Raw genomic sequence first — 18191 nt, 5'->3', positions numbered from 1 at the left:
CATTCCTTTGTTGATAGAATCCGTAACTTTAAACACAAGCTAAGGAGTTAAAATTAAAGTCGTCTAGAGCGAGATAGCTTGTTTATACTCGTCGTGGCATTTTCCTACCAGTGCTTCCATCACTTTTTCAGGCCAATTAGCAGGTGTAGGAGTACCATCGGCAAGACGAGTTACCCAAACTACTTCTTGTTGTCCAACATGAAGCTTTTCCATTGTGCCGTCAGGTTGCTCGCGGAAAAACTCAAAGTTAAATAAAGCACCTGCTTCTGTGATTGATTGAACATAGAGAAAGACCCGAATTTTATCGAAGGGCATTGCTTCACGCAAATAATCCATTCGACTGTAAAGACAAACTATTTCGCCATGAGGATTAGAAACTCTCAGATATTCTGGTGCAATGGAGTACAAAAAGAGGTCAAGAATTCGTCCTTGCCAAATAAAGTAATTACCGTAGTAAACGTTACCAACAAGATTTGATTCTTCAAGGGTAGTTTGGAAGACCTCAGACTGGAGTAACTTGCCATAATGACCCAAGGTAATGGGAGCTTGGTAAATTACCGAGCCAAGATTTATTTGACCAAACCTAGCTGGGAGAGGAGGTAGAGGAATTTCTGGCTTTCTAAGGTCAAGGCTCGCTGGCTGCTTGGCTGCAAAAACATCCAGATACTCTTGAAGATATTTTGGAAAGGGCATAGGTGAGGGAATACCGTAGCTAACCAAACGTACCCAAGTTGCCTTTACTTCTGCTACCGCCATTCGTTCTAGCGAATTATCGGGTAGTACTCGACAAAATTCAATGTAAGTATCAAAGGAAGAACCAACTACATTTCCAACCCAGGCTTTGGCTTGAATAATATCGTAGGAAGTTGCTTCTCCAAAAACTCGCAAACTCACAGCATTAGTCACCATACCCCAATCGCCGCTTAAAAAGTCAGATAGCATCTTTGCAGCAATACTTTCCATCGGTAGCTCGCGGATTTTTCCTATCCATCGAAAGTATTGTGAGAAGTAGACGCGGCGACTGATGCTGCCACTTTCTTTAAAACTAACTTGGAAACGTTGCTCGTAAGCAGGTTGTCCTTGTGGACCATCTTGAGTATATCGTGTACTGTGACGGTCTGGGTAATTTTCCTGGTCAGCAAATGATGGTGATTTAATAATTTGTGATTTTACAATTTGTGATTTTTGCTGTAACTGAGGTTGCGGTACAAGAATGGCTACCATTCTTTCTGGAGGACGGGTAAGCTTAATTGGCACTGTAACTACTAAATAGTCGCCAGTTTCTATTTCGGTTTTGAGCAACACTGCTCGACCTTTTTTTGTTACCACAGAGAATTTTGGTTGACAACCATTAAACGCTTTGCGAACTGCTTCTAATGCAGACCAAATTCTAGTTCCTGCCGTGTCGCGCTTGTCACCCTGCTGCACTAGCTCATCCACAACAGCGTTGCGCTCTGAGGTAAGTAATGCTACCCAATCTTCTTCTGTACGGGGAGTAATTACCTCGATATCGCATCCTTGAGGGGTTGAATCAACAACGCACAGACAGTAGCGAGAACAGTGAGATAAAGACAAGTTTAGTCCAGTTACTCTAGAGCCTGTCAACTCTGGTTTTCCAGAAGATAAAGTTTTAATTCCAAAGTCTATTTCCTCTTGCGCTGACAACCCTAGTTTCATTTTCAAAGCACGGTCAATAATCAATTGTTCCTGCTGTCGTCGCTGCTTTCTCGACTGTGCATGTAAGTTAGGAACATACCCCAAGGCAACAGATGGTTGCTTTAAACCAAACTCTTTAAAAGCATTATTTAATACCTCCTCTACGTGACAAAGGTCACGCGTGTTGGGATTAACTAGCTCTGTTGCGGTGGGATTTTCTAAATTTTCTTCTAGAATTCGCAAGTGATAACCTGTGAGTCTTTCTACAATATATCCCCGCGCGTCAATTGCAATTACTTCGCTATCGTATTCTTGACCTTCTTTCCCTAGAAGTAAAACATTGACTAATCTTGAATCTTTATTTGAGCTAGAATTTTGGAAAAATTCTATTTTGTCAATTTTGACTGGTAGGCATATGTGTTGTGGAATTGTTAATTGCACGGACTGGAGTAAAACATCTCTAAAGTAAGGGTCTCCCAAGAGTAAATAGCCACCTTTATCTGGAGCAAAGCTTTCTGCTAAAAGTTTGGCTGTGGGGCGTACATAAGAACTTAAGACACAACTTTTTTCATCTAGCGAGAAAATTGAATCCATTCTCCGGAAACGCTCACCCTGGAAGAGTAAATCTCCATAAAGTTCTGTTTGGGGGTCTAGAGTAATTGGTTCACCTGGTTGAGTATTTGTTTTTACTCCTAATTGTAATTCACCTAAAACTAAGATGGCTGCAAAGTGGTCGTTTGTAAAACCTGTTTGTTCAGTACGAATACTTACTTTAACTCGCCGTTCTCCATCAGCATTGACTTCCATTACTTCAGCATGTAGCTCAATTGTTACTCCTGTGGTTGGGTTAACTACAATTGGACGTTTGAGAGAGATATCTTCTATCCGGACAATTTGGAGTTTTTGTTCGCCTGTGACATAAGCTGTTGCTTGTGCCATAGCTTCTAAACCAAATACCGTTGGGAACAGGTAAGAGCCACGCCAAATATGGTCTTGAATGTAAAGGTCATTTTCTAAAGATAGATGGGTTCTAGCTTTCAACTCGATACCTGGTTCAACTTCAAGTATCTGCTCAATAAAACGCAATCCAGTTGTTTTTGGCACAGAGACTGGGTTCCAAGTATCGAGTCCTCCTAAACGAGCAGCAATTATTACCTGTTTTACTCCTGGGTCACACTTAAACAGGTGGAGAAAACGACTGACTCCTTCAGTAGTCGAAATGGCGCCAATACCCATCCGCTCTAGATTTTTAACGCTACCCATCCTGGCGCCCATACCGACTTCGCCCCAAACGCTATAAGCAAGTGAGAGAACCTGAGTTTGCGGATGCTTGCTCTCAAAGTGACGAAGCATAATATCCAAGGATTCGTTGGCAAAGGCATACCAGCAGTTTCCAGGCATCCCGGTAACTCCGATAATTGAGCTAAATGCAACAAAGAGCTTGGGGGGAGTTTTTATTAATTGCAATATGTTGTAAGCACCAAGTAGTTTGGGAGAAACCTCGATAACAGCTTCCTCAAGGCTAACCGCTTCGCAACGACGAGGAGTATTTAGACCCGCACCATGAATTACCCCTGTAATTTCTCCAAGTTCTTCAGTAATACTAGTTACTAATTTAGCCACTGCATCTGCCTGGGTAATATCGCAGGAGTAGTAACTACAAGTCAAATTTGCAGCTTGGAACCTTTCTAGCGTTTGTGTAATCTCATTCTGCGGTTGTCTGGAGTCGGGAACTGGAGAATGACCAACTAAAGCCATTTTCACTCCTGTGGTTCGAGCGACAGCTAAAGCACACTCAGCAGTTATACCCTTAGCACCGCCTGTTACCAAAATTACATCTTTTTCCGACCAAGAGATGGAGCGCTTGCTGTAGCTATTTGGTTGCTCTTGACGAGATTGTGGAACTAAACGCACAAGCTCTGCATTATAACCAACAGTGGCAATTGCTAATGAACCCGAAAGTTCTTTAATCACTAATTCCGCAGCCAATGGAAGCTCTATTTCCTCAGCTAAGTCTACCACGCGCACCCGTAAATCTGACCGTTCTAGGTGTAAGCTGCGCGCGAAAGCACCAGCACAGCAGACTTCCGGATTTAGAGTTTGGGAACCACTACCAAAATAACCACCGCCAAATTGCACATAAGCAACACAACTATTAGCTGCAACACTGGAAATACTTTTAAGTCGTGCTACCATCTGCGCTATTTGTATAGATTCATCCTCGTTAGGAAAACGGGGAAGTAATGCCAGATAGTGAGAAAAACCCGCTTTTAAAAGACTTTCTTCTGACGATAATTTCTGATAAGTGACTTGTTCTATTTGCGCTCCCAGCAACAAAAATTGCTGATTCAGTGCTTGAGCAATTGGAGTCTCAACAACATCAGAGACAATCAAAACCTTAGCTTTATGCCAATTTTCTTGTTCTCTTTGGGGAGCATCTTGAGGTACATATTTAATCGCAAAATTGCGTACCCAACTTGAATTATTGCTTGGCGCCGCTAGAATATTTTTGGATATCGAAGTACTAGCAGAATTTTCTTTAACCTTTAGCCAAGCTCTTTCTATGGTCGCAATCACATCAGCTAGAGTAGCGTTTGCTAAGGTAGAAGCGTCTATTTTATCACTCGCACCGACCTGTTTAGCCGCAGTAGCCACTAGGTCCCCAGCTTTTATAGAATCAAGATTCAAATCATCCAATAAGCGTAAATCCATTTTCAAGCTGTTTTGAGGAAAACCAGTCCGCTCTTCAACTAACTTTAATATTAGGTTAGACAGGTCTATCGATTCTGGCATAACCTTATTGTGATCACCAGCAACTGCCACTTGATTAGTTGCAACAATTTCTTGATTCTGCTTTTGGATTGCAGCTTTAATTTCTTGGGCAACTTTTTTTAAGCTAGCATTTGTCAAAGCGGAGGGATCAAGCTGACCTGCAACGCCACATTTTTTAGCAGCATTTGCAATTAATTCACCAGCTTTAATGGAATCTAAATTTAGGTCATCGAGTATTTGCGATTCTAAGGCAATACTTTCTCGCAAAAAGCCAGTTTGCTGAACTACCAAATCAACTAGAATTGCCTCAACATTAGTACTTACTTTGTGAATCACCTCTGGCTGGATAGTATTAATTGCAGTTACTTCATTCTGCTTAGTTTTACTATTGCCGTTTCCATTCTCGTGAGTTAAACTAGGTAAACTTTGTAGGTCAGCGCGGATGACTTGAGCTAAAAATGAGCCGCGTTGAGCAAAGTAGCTATCCAAAAACTTGGCAATTTCTTGCTTATTTAGCTTACTTGAGGAGTTTTGGAAGTTAATCATGACTTTTATTTATTGCTATTTGATTGGAATTGCAGGGTCTCGATATCAGCCGTAATTAATTCAGCTAAAAATGAGCTACGTTGGTAGAAGTATGCAGACAGTGCCTCAACAAATTCGTTGCTTGTTTGCGGTACTAGTTCCTGTGTTATGAGAGTTGAATCAGTTATATTGCTGGTGTTAGTAACATTTTCGATAGCATTTATTTGCTCTTGGGATAGTGGAAAAGACCTTTCACACGGGTTGTCTATAAAAAGACGTTGTGATGCTGGAATAAACGGACGCACAAGACGGTTTTCATAAAGTGCTTCCCACTTGACTGTTCCACCATGAACAAAGAAACTACCTAAAAAGATGTTGAATTCTCTGTCAATTCCTGGCTTAGACTCAACGGAAAAACAATAGGGGTAATTTTCGTTTGCATTCGCTGCTACTAGACCACTAAGAACTTTACCAGAACCAACTTCTACCATTAAATCGCATGTTTGTGCAATTGTTTGCACCAAAGAAATGAAGTTAACTTGTGAAATCATCTGATTTGCAAAGTATTCCCGCAAATTGATTCCAGGTTGAACTTGCTTTCCGTCAACACTCGAAAACAAAGGTATCAATATTTCTGTTAGTTGCTCTGGAATAGGTGCTTTTACAAGCATGTATTCACTAGCACGAGTAATCATCTGAGAATGAAAAGCATTGGCGACTGCCAAAGGATGTACTTCTATACCGCGAGCAGTTGCAAGTTTTATAGCAGCTTCCACGCTACCTTGTTCGCCAGATATAACAGTCTGGATTGGACTGTTAATATTTGCTACGGTTACATAGCCAGGAATTTCTGACAAGATTTGAAGAGCAATATCTTGGGAACAGGCTAAACTTGCCATAGTACCAGGATTATCTGTATTAGCAGACATTGCGGTCGCGCGCATAGCAGCAAAGCAGATTAGAGTTTTTTCATCGAAAGCTCCCGCTACACTAAAAGCTGTTAATTCCCCAAGACTGTGGCCTCCAACAGCTATTGGCTTAATTCCAAGATATTCAAGGTAGCGTTTCCAAACTAAGGAAGCAAAGCATATAGCGGGTGGAGCAACACGGGTCAACATCTGAAACCACTCTTGTACCTGTTCTTTATTTACAGCTTGGTCTAGAGGGCGATAAATTAAATCGCTAATTGGCTCAAACCCTATTTCTTCAAGCCATTGGTCAGCTTGATGCAAAAGTTCTCTTGCCCAAGAATAACGTTCAACTAAGGTACGAGCCATATTCAATTTTTGTGACCCCTGACCAGGAAATAAAAAAGCAACTCTACAACGCTTTACTGCATTCGATACCCAAATGTCTTTCTGCGGAGAAGTCAAAGTTTCTTCTTTACCAGGGGGGTTATCGTTGAGCATCTTAGAGAGATGCTGAAGGCGCTCCACAACAGAAGATGGTTTATCAGCAATTACCGCAGCCCGAATAGGTAAAGATGAATTTATTTCTGATGTTAACTGTGCAGCTAAATCAACTACCTCTGCTATACTTGCACCAGTTGCTTTATCTATAACTACCTGGATGCGTTGTAGCAACGCTTGTATAGATTCTGCACTTAAGACAAAAACTTCAGTATCTTGGTGGGAAACTAGCAGTGCCCGTTCCTCTAAAGATGGTTTTAGATGAGTTGCAGGAGAATCTCCAGAAGAAATTGTGACATGACAGTTGATACCACCAAACCCCATTGCCGAAACACCAGCTACAATCTTATCAGTATGTTTGCGGATTTGTCCTTGTAGAATTGGATAAATAGATTGAACTGAAGTATCGAACACCGGATTAGGGTCTTTGCAGGATGCTGTTGGTGGTATGATGCGCTGATTTACAGCCATAACAGCCTTAATAAATCCACCAATGCCTGCGGCTGCTTTGGTATGTCCTACAATTGATTTGAAGGAAGTAATACCACAACTGCGAGGGGCTATTTCCCCATCAAAATTCATCGCTAGAGCAATTCCTTCGAGTTCTGTGCGGTCTCCTACAGGGGTTCCCGTACCGTGTCCTTCTATAAAATTCAGTTTATGGGGGCTATAACCAGCTCTGTCATAAGCACGTCTTAGCGCACGAGCTTGACCTTCTTTTGAAGGTGCTGTAATTCCGCCCTTACCATCCGATGATATACCCCAGCCGTTCAGCAACGCATATACATAATCGCCTGCTGCTCGCGCATCTTCTAAACGCTTTAATACAACAAAGCCACACCCCTCTCCTGGAATAAAGCCACTAGCCTTACGGTCGTAGACAGTCATATCCTGACTGGTAAGGGCGCCTGTTTTCGCAAATCCAACGAGTTCAAATGTATCTAGACTAATATCAACGCCTCCTGCTAGAGCAACATCAAGGTCGCCATTAGCAAGAGCAGAAGCAGCAGTAGCTACAGCAATTAGTGAAGAAGAACAAGCTCCATCTACCGTGTATCCACCACCGTGGAAGTTAAGATAGTTACAAATTCTGCCAGCAATTGTATTAGAAAGACCACCAGCTAATGTATCTTCGGTTATTGGTGCGAATGCAGATTTGTAGTACTGCTCCATAGTTTCTACAAGCTCGGACACCGTTTTTAATGGTAGATTTTTCGCCTTAGCCGCTGCCTGCAAAGCTCGCCTGACGTAAGGCCAACGTAATCGCATCGTGTTGGAACGGGTATGTTCTCCAGTCAACGTATTACCTAGCACAACACCAGAACGTTCGGTTGCAATGCTTTCACGAGTATATCCAGCATCCTGCAAAGCTTTTAATGCCACCTCAAGTGCCAACCAGTGAACAATATCTGTTGAATCTACTGTTGATTTAGGTATACGCTTACTGACCCAATCAAATTCAAAAGCATCTATTACCGCTGCACGATTACCATAAGTTTTATCTGCTGTTGCCGGATCTGAATCGTAGTAGTCCGATAAAGGCAATCGCTCATTTGGTAGTTGTCGAAACTGGCGCCGCTTTGCTAATATATTTGACCAGAGTTCATGTAAATTATGGGCACCAGGATAGTAGCAACCCATACCAATAATTGCAATCACAGAGGTATCTGTTTTCTTGTACATTGTATTAGTTATTTGACCTACTTTACTGTCAAAATCAGAAAATTTTTCGCCTGCGTGAGTGAAATGATTCTACTTGTGAAAAGTAGAAAATAGTTGTGAATAATATAAAAGATTTAACATGAGCCTTCTAAGAGTAAAATTAACTCGTACAAAGCTTATATTTACTAACTTACAAGATGAAACTTGTGATGACAATAACATATCCTTCGATGAAGCTAAAGTTTGTTTTGTCTAATTTCTGGTTGAGCTAGTTGAGCTTCCATTTTCCAGATGAGGGGAGACATTCCATGATATTGGCGAAACTGGCGAAAAAAATGAACTACATTTTTATAACCCACCTTTGAAGCGATATTCTCGACTTTTTCATCAGTTTCTAGAAGCAACGAGCAAGCAGCAGCCATTCGGCGTTTTATAATCCAGGCTTGCACTGTGTGCCCTGTTTTCTGTCCGACTAGATTAGTAAGATAAGTTGGACAGTAATTAACTGCCGTAGCAACATCTTTAAGGGTAATTGGTTTTTCATAATTGTTTTCGATAAAGTTGAAAACTGCTATAAACTGTGGGTCGGATGGAAGAATATTATATAGTTCATGTATACTGTGTATAGTCACTAGAATTTTTTTCATAGCTTCCTTTTTGATTTATACATTGGTCAGTCAATCATTTGGTGTTTTGAACTGATTACCAGACATAAATAGTCCTTCAATACTTAGTTCGGAGCAATTTAGCTCCAAAGCTTTATGCAGTCAGAACTACAGAACAGTGACAAGGAAAAAAATAGAAGTAAATTGAGAACCTTTCCTAACAAAAAACAAGACTTTATTCTTGCTGTGTGTTATGTTCAGAGGTTTTCGTCACCCTGTAACTGAAAATAATCTTTTCCTACTCCTGTCTTTATACGTTGCTATTTGATGCTTTTATGCACCCAACTAATCGTACTTACATTTAAGTATTTGCTTAATAAATCGGGATCAACTACGGTTTAGGAACGTTTTTAGTCCATTTGAAGCTTGTTACTGAGTGATTTACCTCACATTACCAAGTGGTACTACAAAGTTACATTCGTCACTTGACATAAAATGTTATCTTTGTTTTTATTTGTTAATAATAAATGTTTTTTCTTTTCAATTCTTAACAATAGGATTTCAATGCAGAGTATTAATTATGTCTTCAGATAGATGCAGGGTTGAGACTAAATTATTTTTCAAGATAAACCCTTGTGTACTAAGCATTTTAGATTGTGGAATTTAAAATAACCAATAAATCATTAAATCCTTGCTGGAAAAGGGTTTGGCTATTTTATTTGTAAAATTAATCTAAACTTCAATTAATAGAATTATTGATTTTGACAGTACATCAGAAGTATCCTGATATTTTTAGCCGTAACGGTTAGCCGTTGGAGTTACATAACTATAAAGATACAAACTTCTTCCCTTACTCCTGTTAATTATGAAAAAATTACTAGTTACTGGCGCCAGTGGTTTTCTGGGATGGTATATTATCCAGATAGCAAAATCAATATACCAAGTTTACGGCACATATAATTCTCACCCGCTAGAGGAAATTAACGGCGCCAGTTTATTCAAGGTAAACTTAGCAGACTCTCAACAACTGAAACAAATCTTCATAGATATTAAACCCGACGCAGTAATTCACACAGCAGCACTTTCCCAACCAAATTACTGTCAAAGTCATCCAGAAGAGTCTCACGCAATTAATGTAACAGCATCGAAGAATATCGCAAGACTCTGTGCTGAATATTCCATACCATGTGCATTTACTTCAACAGACCTTGTATTCGATGGTAAAAATGCACCATATAAAGAAACAGATGCTGTAAACCCTGTGAACTTGTACGGTGAACAGAAAGTTTTAGCAGAGCAAGCGATGTTAGAACAATATCCCCAAACTGCTGTATGTCGAATGCCATTAATGTTTGGCGCCGCAACTCCGACAGCAGCAAGTTTCATGCAGGGGTTTATTAGAACTTTACAAGAAGGCAAAGAGTTAAAACTATTTACAGATGAATATAGAACGCCTGTTAGTGGAACTACTGCCGCAAAGGGTTTATTATTAATGATAGAGAAAAATTTTAACGGTATTATTCACCTTGGTGGCAAAGAAAGAATATCTCGCTATGACTTTGGACTGTTGATGGTAGAGGCGTTTAAATTACCACTAGCAAACTTGAAAGCTTGTAAACAGCAAGATGTCCAAATGTCGGCGCCTCGACCTGCTGATGTTTCATTTGATAGTACAAAAGCATTTGCTTTAGGATATGAACCACTATCAATAAAACAAGAACTGGCAACGGATGTAACGGATAGTTAATTTTATAGTAAGATGGGCATTGCCAGCCCTTGATGGCGCGAACACTAGTACCAAAATATTTACCTAAAATACGTGTCCAATTAACCTCTCAACAACAAGACTTGCGGCATATCCTTCAAAAAAATTAACAATTTTATTGGCGCCATATTGACCATTTTTTATATGCTCTCGTAATTAAATTGGGTGGTTAACTAAAAAACCTACTTTGTGGGTAACGCAAGAATAAGGGTTTCAGGCGCCTAATTCATAGTACTCTAGTTCGCGTTGAATTGTATGGTGGGCATTGCCCACCATACAATTCAATGGCATGAAAGAGCTAGTGTACGTTGTTCTAAAGCGCGCGCTACATTACTGCGGTTTAGCCAAGCTGTATGACAATTTGGGTCTAATTTAATTGCTCGGTCGTATGCGTAGATGGCATCATCAAGACGTTTTAGTTCGTTGAGGCTGTTACCACACCATAACCATGCTAGAACAAAAACTGAGTTTAGCCGCAATGCTTGGTCAAATGATGAAACTGCTTCAGGATATTGCTTTAAGGCATGTAGTACTCTACCACGATAATATAAGGCACTAGGATAATCTGCTTTTAGTTGTATTGAACGGTTGAGAGAAATTAATGCTTCTTCGTTTCTGTTTAATTCAAATAAAGCAGTACCACGATAAAACCACGTTAAATAGTTGTCTCCTTGTCCAAGAGTAATCGCGCGGTCACAGCTTAATATAGATTCTTCGTACTTTCGCAAATAATATAATGAAAATGCACGGTTTTTCCAAGCATCGCCATAATCTTCACACAATTCAATCGCGCGGTCATATGAGATAAGTGCTTCAGAGTCGCGTTGTAAATGATATAATGCTAGACCGCGTAGGTTCCATGCACAAGCTTCCTCTGGTTCTAAGCGAATTGCTTGTTCGTAAGATACAACAGCTTCTTCGTACCGTTTCAAGGCGCCTAACGAGTTACCGCGAATATACCATACTCTTTGGTAATCTGGTTGCAGGGCAATTACACAGTCACAGGCGGTTAGCGCTTCTTCATCACGTTTAAGTTCTTGTAATATGTAAGCGCAACCAAACCAAGATGCAGGTAAATTAGGATTTATTTCGACTGATTGTTGAAATGCAGCTAGTGACTCTGAGTATAATTGTAAATCTATTAATACTAAACCACATTTATGCCATGCTTCGGCGTAATCTGGTTTAATTTCAATTGCCCGTTGATAAGAAGTTAATGCATCTTGCTTGCTGTCGCGTTGGAAAAGCGCATCTCCACGATTTTTCCAAGTTTCGGCAAAATTCGGCTCAATGTCTATTGCTTGGTTATATGACTCAATTGCTCCTTCATACTCATTTAAATTGAGCAGTAAGTTTCCGCGAGAATACCATGACTCCCAGTAGTTAGGGTTACACTTAATCGCTTCATCATAATCTAAAATTGCTTCTTCGTAACGCTCCAAATACCATAAGGCGCCCGCGCGATAGTGCCAAGCTTCGTGAAAATCTGGTTTTAAAGCAATTGACTGGTCGTAAGAAATAAGCGCTGCTTCGCTTTGTCGTAAATAGTCGAGCGCAATTCCGCGAAGCCACCACGTATTATAATCATCTCGGTTACGTTGCAAAGCTTGGTTATAAGATGCAACAGCATCAGCGTAAAAGTTCAAAGTTACTAATGCTAAACCACGATAAACCCAAGGTGCAGCACTATCAGGCTGATTTTTGATGGCTTGATTGTAAGCTAAAACTGCCTCCGTCGGGCGCCCTAAATACCTTAGCGATTGACCCCGACCAAACCAACCCATATAATTACCATTATTAAGATTTATTACTTGATCAAACACTGCTAAAGCATTACTGTAGCGTTGCAAGTTGCCCAGCACAAAGCCAGTATTTATCAAAGCATCAAGATAATCAGGCTGAATTTGCAATGCCTGTTGATAACACTCTATAGCCTCTTCGTATTTTTGATTATCATAAAACTGATTACCGAACTGATACCAGTCTTCAGCAGTGACTAACGAGTTTTTGTACAAATCTTTGAGTGTAGATACGTGTGAGTAGTTCATAAGTTGGGATGTAGAACAACTTCTTTCGAGCGAACGCTACTTGCTCACTCATTACCTACTACTTCTGAATATTTACAACTTATGCAAAACTGTTTGGTATGTGACACTCTGTGTCTCTGTGGTAATAATGTTGACCGTGAAGATGGTGCGTAACGCTACATGATTTTTGCTTCGTTGGGGTTTGTTATCGCGTTACGCACCCTACAATGTTTACCCGGTTTTGTGATTTTTTTGATTTTTGGCGCCAAAACCTCATATAGCAGTTTGCGGAATACTAATAGACTTGTAAGCTATCGTACTAGCCTACCCTAGTACTTACTACATAATCCTAACTGCCATCCCAACTGTAATACGAGTAATTTTTGTCTTATGATAACATTACAAACTACGATGTTAATACTTTAATATTTGTACTTTCCTTTCAGAGGCTAGCATGTATATAAAAATACCTAGACTACCCACACGTCAAAATGGTGAACACTTTTATATGTACTTAACTGTAGAAAATAAGCAAGGAGATTTGTCTCTGAAATGGAAATCTGAATTAAGTTTGAAAAGCAATTATGAATTATATAAAAACAAACATATAAAATTTACGTCGTGCGTTCTTCAAAAGGAGCCAAAGGAGGTGATACACTTTTGGATAGATATGGCGCTGTATAATAAACCTGTTAAAGAAGACTGGGAACCAGATAACCGCGTTCAAAAAGCCTGGGAACATATTCGCTTTTATTGCGAAGAATCTTGTTATCGTGCCGCTATTCAAGTTTGGAAAGATGATACTTCCAAATCCTGGGAAGATTATATATTTTTATCAAGGTATTTAGTTTACGATTTTAATCGGTTTGAACAAATCTTAGCAAAATATAATCCTGATAGTTCTTCTATCGATACTTATATTACCAAAATTTTGATGAATACTATTAAAAACCAAACTTTGGTTGCTAAGTATTCTCACTGGCGTCTGTTAGTCCAAGCAGGTGATAATAAGTTGAAAGAAGCACTGTTGCGAACTGGAATATATGAGCCAGAGATATCTAGAATTGTTTTTGCACGTAAATATTTTAAACAAGTATATCAAATAAATAAAATTCAAAACCCGAATAAACCAGCGGGTAAAAAATGGGAAGAACCGGATGATAATGATTTTAACGAAGCTGCTAATTTTTACAATTTAGAAAAGCAACTTTCGTCTACACCACATGAAGTCAGCGCTAACAGTAACGTTACTGGTAAAGAGTTGAAATTGTGGATGAAAACTTCTATCACTGCCTTATATAACTATCCTAAATCAATTACACCCTCTTTCTCAATTGAGGCTTTACGGGAAAAAGGTAGTGAAATTGAGTATCACGAACCCCTTTCTATTCATAATATCGAAGAAGAGGCGCCACAAGCTAGCTCAGTCAAGCAAATTGAAACAGCATTACACAAACAGTTTCTTTTATTAAAGCACGAGCAACAAAAATTAGTACTGCTTTATTATGGTTTGAAATTACAGCAGAAGCAAATCGCAGAAATTTACGAAGTTACTCAAGGTGCAATTGCTCGGCGCCTTCAAACCGTTGAAATGAAGCTGTTAAAAACTGTTTTGGCTTTGAGTCAACCAACGCAGTGGGTAACTAATTATATCTCTGGATGGTTAATTAAGAATTATTCATCCCCTGATAATTTAGACTTGGTTCACGTCGCTTTAGTTCAAGCTATCAAAAAATTAGAACCAAAAGAACAAAATGTACTTCGACTTACTTATGGAGAAAAACTTGACTCACAAATTGTCGCCCAAAATCTTGATAATATTAGTTCTCTGGAACTAGCTGCACTTCTACGCACATCTAAATCAAAATTGGAATTAGCGTTAATGCAAGCTATTGATGGATATATAAATAAATATTTACGATTATGGTTATCAAAATTCTGTCGAATGTCGGTGAAACTCACTTGCCAAAAGTTAGGTATTTTAACGAATGACATCACAATCTCAAAAACGATAAATATGGTGTTGGATAAATCGTTGGAAAATCTCCAATCGAATAATAATAGAGGTTAGATTTATGAATTATGTAAACGAGCTAGAGATGGACAGTCGCAAGTGTTTATGGTTAGATATATCCGATACCGAGCATTCCAAAGCTTGGCACAATTCTCAAAATTACTCAAATACGCTAGCACGTTACAATTCTTATTTGAATCAAGTCTGTTTATACAGCTTTATTAATTGGCTAACTGATTGGTTTGCAGATTCTTCTGATGTAACACCTACAGTTCAAATGGATACACCTAGTTTGTGGGAAGTCTTAAACGGTGCCGCTATCGCTGTTGAGAAAAAACGGATTATATTAATTCCTACCGAAACCGAAGAGTTAGAAGAATTATCTGTACCTCAAGAATGGGTAGATATACCATCTTTTGTTGGTGACTACTATTTAGCTGTTCAATTACATTTAGGCGCCGACTCCGATGAACGATGGATAAGAGTATGCGGTTTCGCAACTCATCGTCAACTTAAAAACTTCGGCAAGTATAATTCACTAGAGCGCTCCTATATTCTACCAGTGCAAGATTTAACGGCAAGCATTACCGTTATGCTGTTGACCCTCGAACTCAATGTTCGTGAAGAAGTCGCAGAACTTTCCAGTCTACCCACTGCTGAAGCTCAAAAGATATTAGCACTTCTTAGCAACACATCTATTTATTCACCACGTTTACACGGTGATATTACCTTTGAACAATGGGCTAAACTTCTTGATAACCAAGAGTGGCGCCAGTTTTTGCATTCCTCACGAATTAATGGCTCAATTCGCCAAAATAATACTGATGCACCAAAAAATATATGCTTAATAAATCTACAAAATTGGTTTGAACAAATATATCATGCTGGTTGGCAGTCTCTTCAAGCGTTAAGGTCGGAGTCTAAACAATTAAGCTTTGCATTTAGACAACGTGAACTTGTTACCAGAGAAGTATCTGTCGAAGGAGTTAAAGTTATAGACTTAGGAATCCAGCTTGGTAATCAATCTGTAGCGCTTTTAGTTGGTTTAACTGTTGAAGATGAGCGTAAAGTCGGGATTAAAGTTCAATTACATCCAGCAGGTGGACAAACTTACTTACCTGAAGATATTGAACTCAAATTAATTTCCCAGTCAGGAACAACTGTTCAAGAGCTTAAGTCTCGCATTCAAGACAACTGTCTCCAATTAAAACGCTTTACCTGTATTAGGGGAAAAAGTTTTAAAATTCAAGTCTCAATCAATAATTTTAGCATTACTGAAGATTTTGTAATTGAAGCGACGGCGCCAGCTATATATGAGTAAGCTAGTTGTTTTGAACCTGGGAAGAGGAACACTAGAAGCTGGTTTTCCTTTTGTAACGGTTCAGTTGCAAGAAGATGAAACATCCGGATGGAGGCAGTTTCAAGGTAGTTTACCTCCTGCACCAAATATTACTAATTTATATCGACGCTGGCAACTACTTTATGATTTACTTTATGAAGCGCGCTCGATTAATATTGGTTTACGCATAATGCCTGTTCAGTCGATAACTCAACTCCAAGATGATGGTCTTGAAGTTGATGAGTCTGATGTTACTCATATTTCTGATGCTGATTTTGACGAAGTTTGTAAAGAATTACAAAGAAATATTGACAACTGGTTAGATTGTCAGCAGTTTCGCTCGATTGAATCTCAGTTGCGAACATATTTATCTAAAACAGATGAAGTACGCTTCATTATTCAAACAGAAGATTATAACCTCCGAAAACTGCCTTGGCATATTTGGCATTTTTTCAATGATTACCAAAGAGCAGAAATTGCTTTGAGTCCTATCGAGTTTCAATCTGAAGTCAAAGTTAATTCAAATGCGGATAGGATAAGAGTACTCGCAATTTTAGGAGACGGTGACGGAATTAATATTGATGCTGATAGAAGATTTTTAGCGACTTTACCCAATAATCCAGAAATTGTATTTCTTGAACAGCCGAGTCGTCAACAGCTTGACGAATACCTTTGGGATAAACGTGGATGGGATATTTTATTTTTCGCTGGCCATAGTTTAACTCAAGAAGATGGTAAAACAGGTTATCTATATATAAACTCGACTGAAATCACAATATTACAGTTAAAAAATTCATTACGAATAGCTATCGAGCGTGGTTTGAAGCTAGCAATTTTTAACTCCTGTGATGGGTTGGGACTAGCAAAGCAGCTTGATGATTTAAATATACCTCAAACTATTGTTATGCGTGAACCTGTTCCTGATACAGTCGCGCAAGAATTTCTCAAACGTTTTTTGACCGAGTTTGCTGCAGGACAATCATTTTATTTAGCTGTACGGTACGCACGCGAACAGTTACAAGGATTAGAAAGTGATTTTCCAGGCGCCAGTTGGTTGCCAGTAATATGTCAAAACCCTGCCTATGCTCCTTTGAGTTGGGCACAAATGCATAGGAGCTATGGGGTAAACAAAAATATAGCTTCTCCAGTTTTGTATCCGACTGAATATCCAAGACCACGGCGCCAAGCTTGGAAAAAGCGAGTGTACAGCGCACTATTGATTAGTTTTGCCGTTACGATGGTAGTAATAGGTGGGCACCATGAAGGCATGTTTGAAGGTTTGGAGTTAAAGTTGTATGACCAAATGGTTCAATTACGACCGGATGAAGGTGTAGACCCACGCTTACTCATAATAGAAGTAACGGAAGAAGATTTACAATACCAAAATCAATTAGGTTATGAGCGGCAAGGTTCCTTGGCGGATATTGCTTTAACTGAAGTGCTAAAACGCTTGGAACCACTGAAACCTAGCGTTATCGGCTTAGATATCTATCATGACTTTCCCATTCAACAAACAACTTTAGCATCCAAACTAGCCAGCAATAAAAACTTCTTCGCTATATGTAAACATAACGACCCCCAAATTCAACATCCTGGTGTTGCCGCCGCTTCAGAAATTCCAGATGAACGTTTAGGATTTAGTGATGTTGTTATTGACCATAATGACGGTGTACTACGTCGTCATGTGTTTCAAATGACTCCTAACTTGGACTCTCCTTGTCCTACCGAAACTTCCTTTAGTTTTCAAATAGCGTTACATTTCTTACACCAACAAGGTAAAAATGTGGCGCCATTTATTAAGGATAATCAAGTTGTACTTGGTAATAAAAGTAATATTAGTGATAATAGTAATATTACGATGCCAATTATTACTAGTTACTGGGGAGGATACCAAGGTATAGAAGATAAAGGGTATCAAATTATGTTGAATTACCGTTCGCGTCAAATAGCGAACAAACTTACATTAAAGCAAGTATTACAGGGTAAATTCGACACAAATTTAGTTCAAGATAAAATCGTCATTATCGGTACTAATGCTGTAACTTATAAAGACCAATTTTATACCCCGTATAGTTTAAGTAAACAGCTTGACCAAACAATGCCTGGTGTGTCAATTCAAGCACAAATGATAAGTCAGATTATCAGTAGTGTTGAGGATAAAAGACCTTTTGTGAGAATTTGGTTTACTTGGTTGGAAACAATTTGGATATGGAGTTGGTCTGTTGTTGGTAGTTGTATCGCTCTGTATTACAAAAAACCAGCACTTAAAGTCTTCTTGATAGTGGGCATCATTTGCTTTATTTGGTTTATTTGTTGTAGCTTATTTGTAATACAAAGTGTTTGGATTCCATTTATACCCGCAGTTTTAGCAATTGCGTTTGCAGCAATTGTAGTTTCTGCTTATCAAAGACTTTGAA

The 18191-nt window shown here is 39.1% G+C and carries 8 protein-coding genes; 4 read left to right on the top strand and 4 right to left on the bottom strand.

All coding sequences use genetic code 11. From position 1 onward, the window contains the following. Positions 1 to 63: 63 nt before the first annotated feature. From AC2JBO_RS04800 to AC2JBO_RS04790, 3 genes are all read right to left on the bottom strand, one after another. Positions 64 to 4974 carry an SDR family NAD(P)-dependent oxidoreductase gene (locus AC2JBO_RS04800; RefSeq protein ID WP_496952490.1) on the bottom strand — a complete coding sequence of 1637 codons (4911 nt, stop codon included), beginning with the start codon at positions 4972 to 4974 and terminating at the stop codon, positions 64 to 66. 5 nt (positions 4975 to 4979) lie between these two features. Beyond that, complete coding sequence (locus AC2JBO_RS04795; protein ID WP_496952489.1) at positions 4980 to 8045, bottom strand: type I polyketide synthase; 3066 nt, start codon at positions 8043 to 8045, stop codon at positions 4980 to 4982. 215 nt (positions 8046 to 8260) lie between these two features. After that, a complete protein-coding gene (locus AC2JBO_RS04790) occupies positions 8261 to 8671 on the bottom strand; it encodes a helix-turn-helix domain-containing protein (RefSeq protein WP_496952488.1) in 411 nt (136 codons plus the stop codon). Positions 8672 to 9494: 823 nt separating this feature from the next. Here AC2JBO_RS04790 and AC2JBO_RS04785 point away from each other — a divergent pair. After that, positions 9495 to 10376, top strand: coding sequence for an SDR family oxidoreductase (locus AC2JBO_RS04785; protein ID WP_496952487.1), 882 nt, complete (start codon positions 9495 to 9497; stop codon positions 10374 to 10376). 299 nt (positions 10377 to 10675) lie between these two features. Here AC2JBO_RS04785 and AC2JBO_RS04780 read toward each other — a convergent pair whose 3' ends face one another. Further along, positions 10676 to 12442 (bottom strand): tetratricopeptide repeat protein, encoded by a 1767-nt coding sequence (locus AC2JBO_RS04780; RefSeq protein ID WP_496952486.1) that lies wholly within the window; start codon positions 12440 to 12442, stop codon positions 10676 to 10678. A gap of 649 nt (positions 12443 to 13091) precedes the next feature. Here AC2JBO_RS04780 and AC2JBO_RS04775 point away from each other — a divergent pair. The 3 genes from AC2JBO_RS04775 to AC2JBO_RS04765 are packed head-to-tail and all read left to right on the top strand — an operon-like array spanning position 13092 to position 18190. Then, positions 13092 to 14492, top strand: coding sequence for a sigma-70 family RNA polymerase sigma factor (locus AC2JBO_RS04775; protein WP_496952485.1), 1401 nt, complete (start codon positions 13092 to 13094; stop codon positions 14490 to 14492). A gap of 4 nt (positions 14493 to 14496) precedes the next feature. After that, positions 14497 to 15756 (top strand): DUF1822 family protein, encoded by a 1260-nt coding sequence (locus tag AC2JBO_RS04770; RefSeq protein WP_496952484.1) that lies wholly within the window; start codon positions 14497 to 14499, stop codon positions 15754 to 15756. Next, positions 15749 to 18190 carry a CHASE2 domain-containing protein gene (locus AC2JBO_RS04765; protein ID WP_496952483.1) on the top strand — a complete coding sequence of 814 codons (2442 nt, stop codon included), beginning with the start codon at positions 15749 to 15751 and terminating at the stop codon, positions 18188 to 18190. Before AC2JBO_RS04770 ends, AC2JBO_RS04765 begins: the two co-directional genes overlap by 8 nt. The last annotated feature ends 1 nt before the right edge of the window (position 18191 follow it).

This window comes from Calothrix sp. CBUCES-K 9914 (assembly GCF_059640475.1).
Note: the sequence above shows the minus strand (reverse complement) of the source record. Positions and strands in the feature narration are given on the sequence as shown.

Excerpts from the sequence above, each read along its gene's own strand:
- AC2JBO_RS04800 (WP_496952490.1), bottom strand. The coding sequence starts at position 4,974 with ATGATTAACTTCCAAAACTCCTCAAGTAAGCTAAATAAGCAAGAAATT.
- AC2JBO_RS04795 (WP_496952489.1), bottom strand. The coding sequence starts at position 8,045 with ATGTACAAGAAAACAGATACCTCTGTGATTGCAATTATTGGTATGGGT.
- AC2JBO_RS04790 (WP_496952488.1), bottom strand. The coding sequence starts at position 8,671 with ATGAAAAAAATTCTAGTGACTATACACAGTATACATGAACTATATAAT.
- AC2JBO_RS04785 (WP_496952487.1), top strand. The coding sequence starts at position 9,495 with ATGAAAAAATTACTAGTTACTGGCGCCAGTGGTTTTCTGGGATGGTAT.
- AC2JBO_RS04780 (WP_496952486.1), bottom strand. The coding sequence starts at position 12,442 with ATGAACTACTCACACGTATCTACACTCAAAGATTTGTACAAAAACTCG.
- AC2JBO_RS04775 (WP_496952485.1), top strand. The coding sequence starts at position 13,092 with ATGGCGCTGTATAATAAACCTGTTAAAGAAGACTGGGAACCAGATAAC.
- AC2JBO_RS04770 (WP_496952484.1), top strand. The coding sequence starts at position 14,497 with ATGAATTATGTAAACGAGCTAGAGATGGACAGTCGCAAGTGTTTATGG.
- AC2JBO_RS04765 (WP_496952483.1), top strand. The coding sequence starts at position 15,749 with ATGAGTAAGCTAGTTGTTTTGAACCTGGGAAGAGGAACACTAGAAGCT.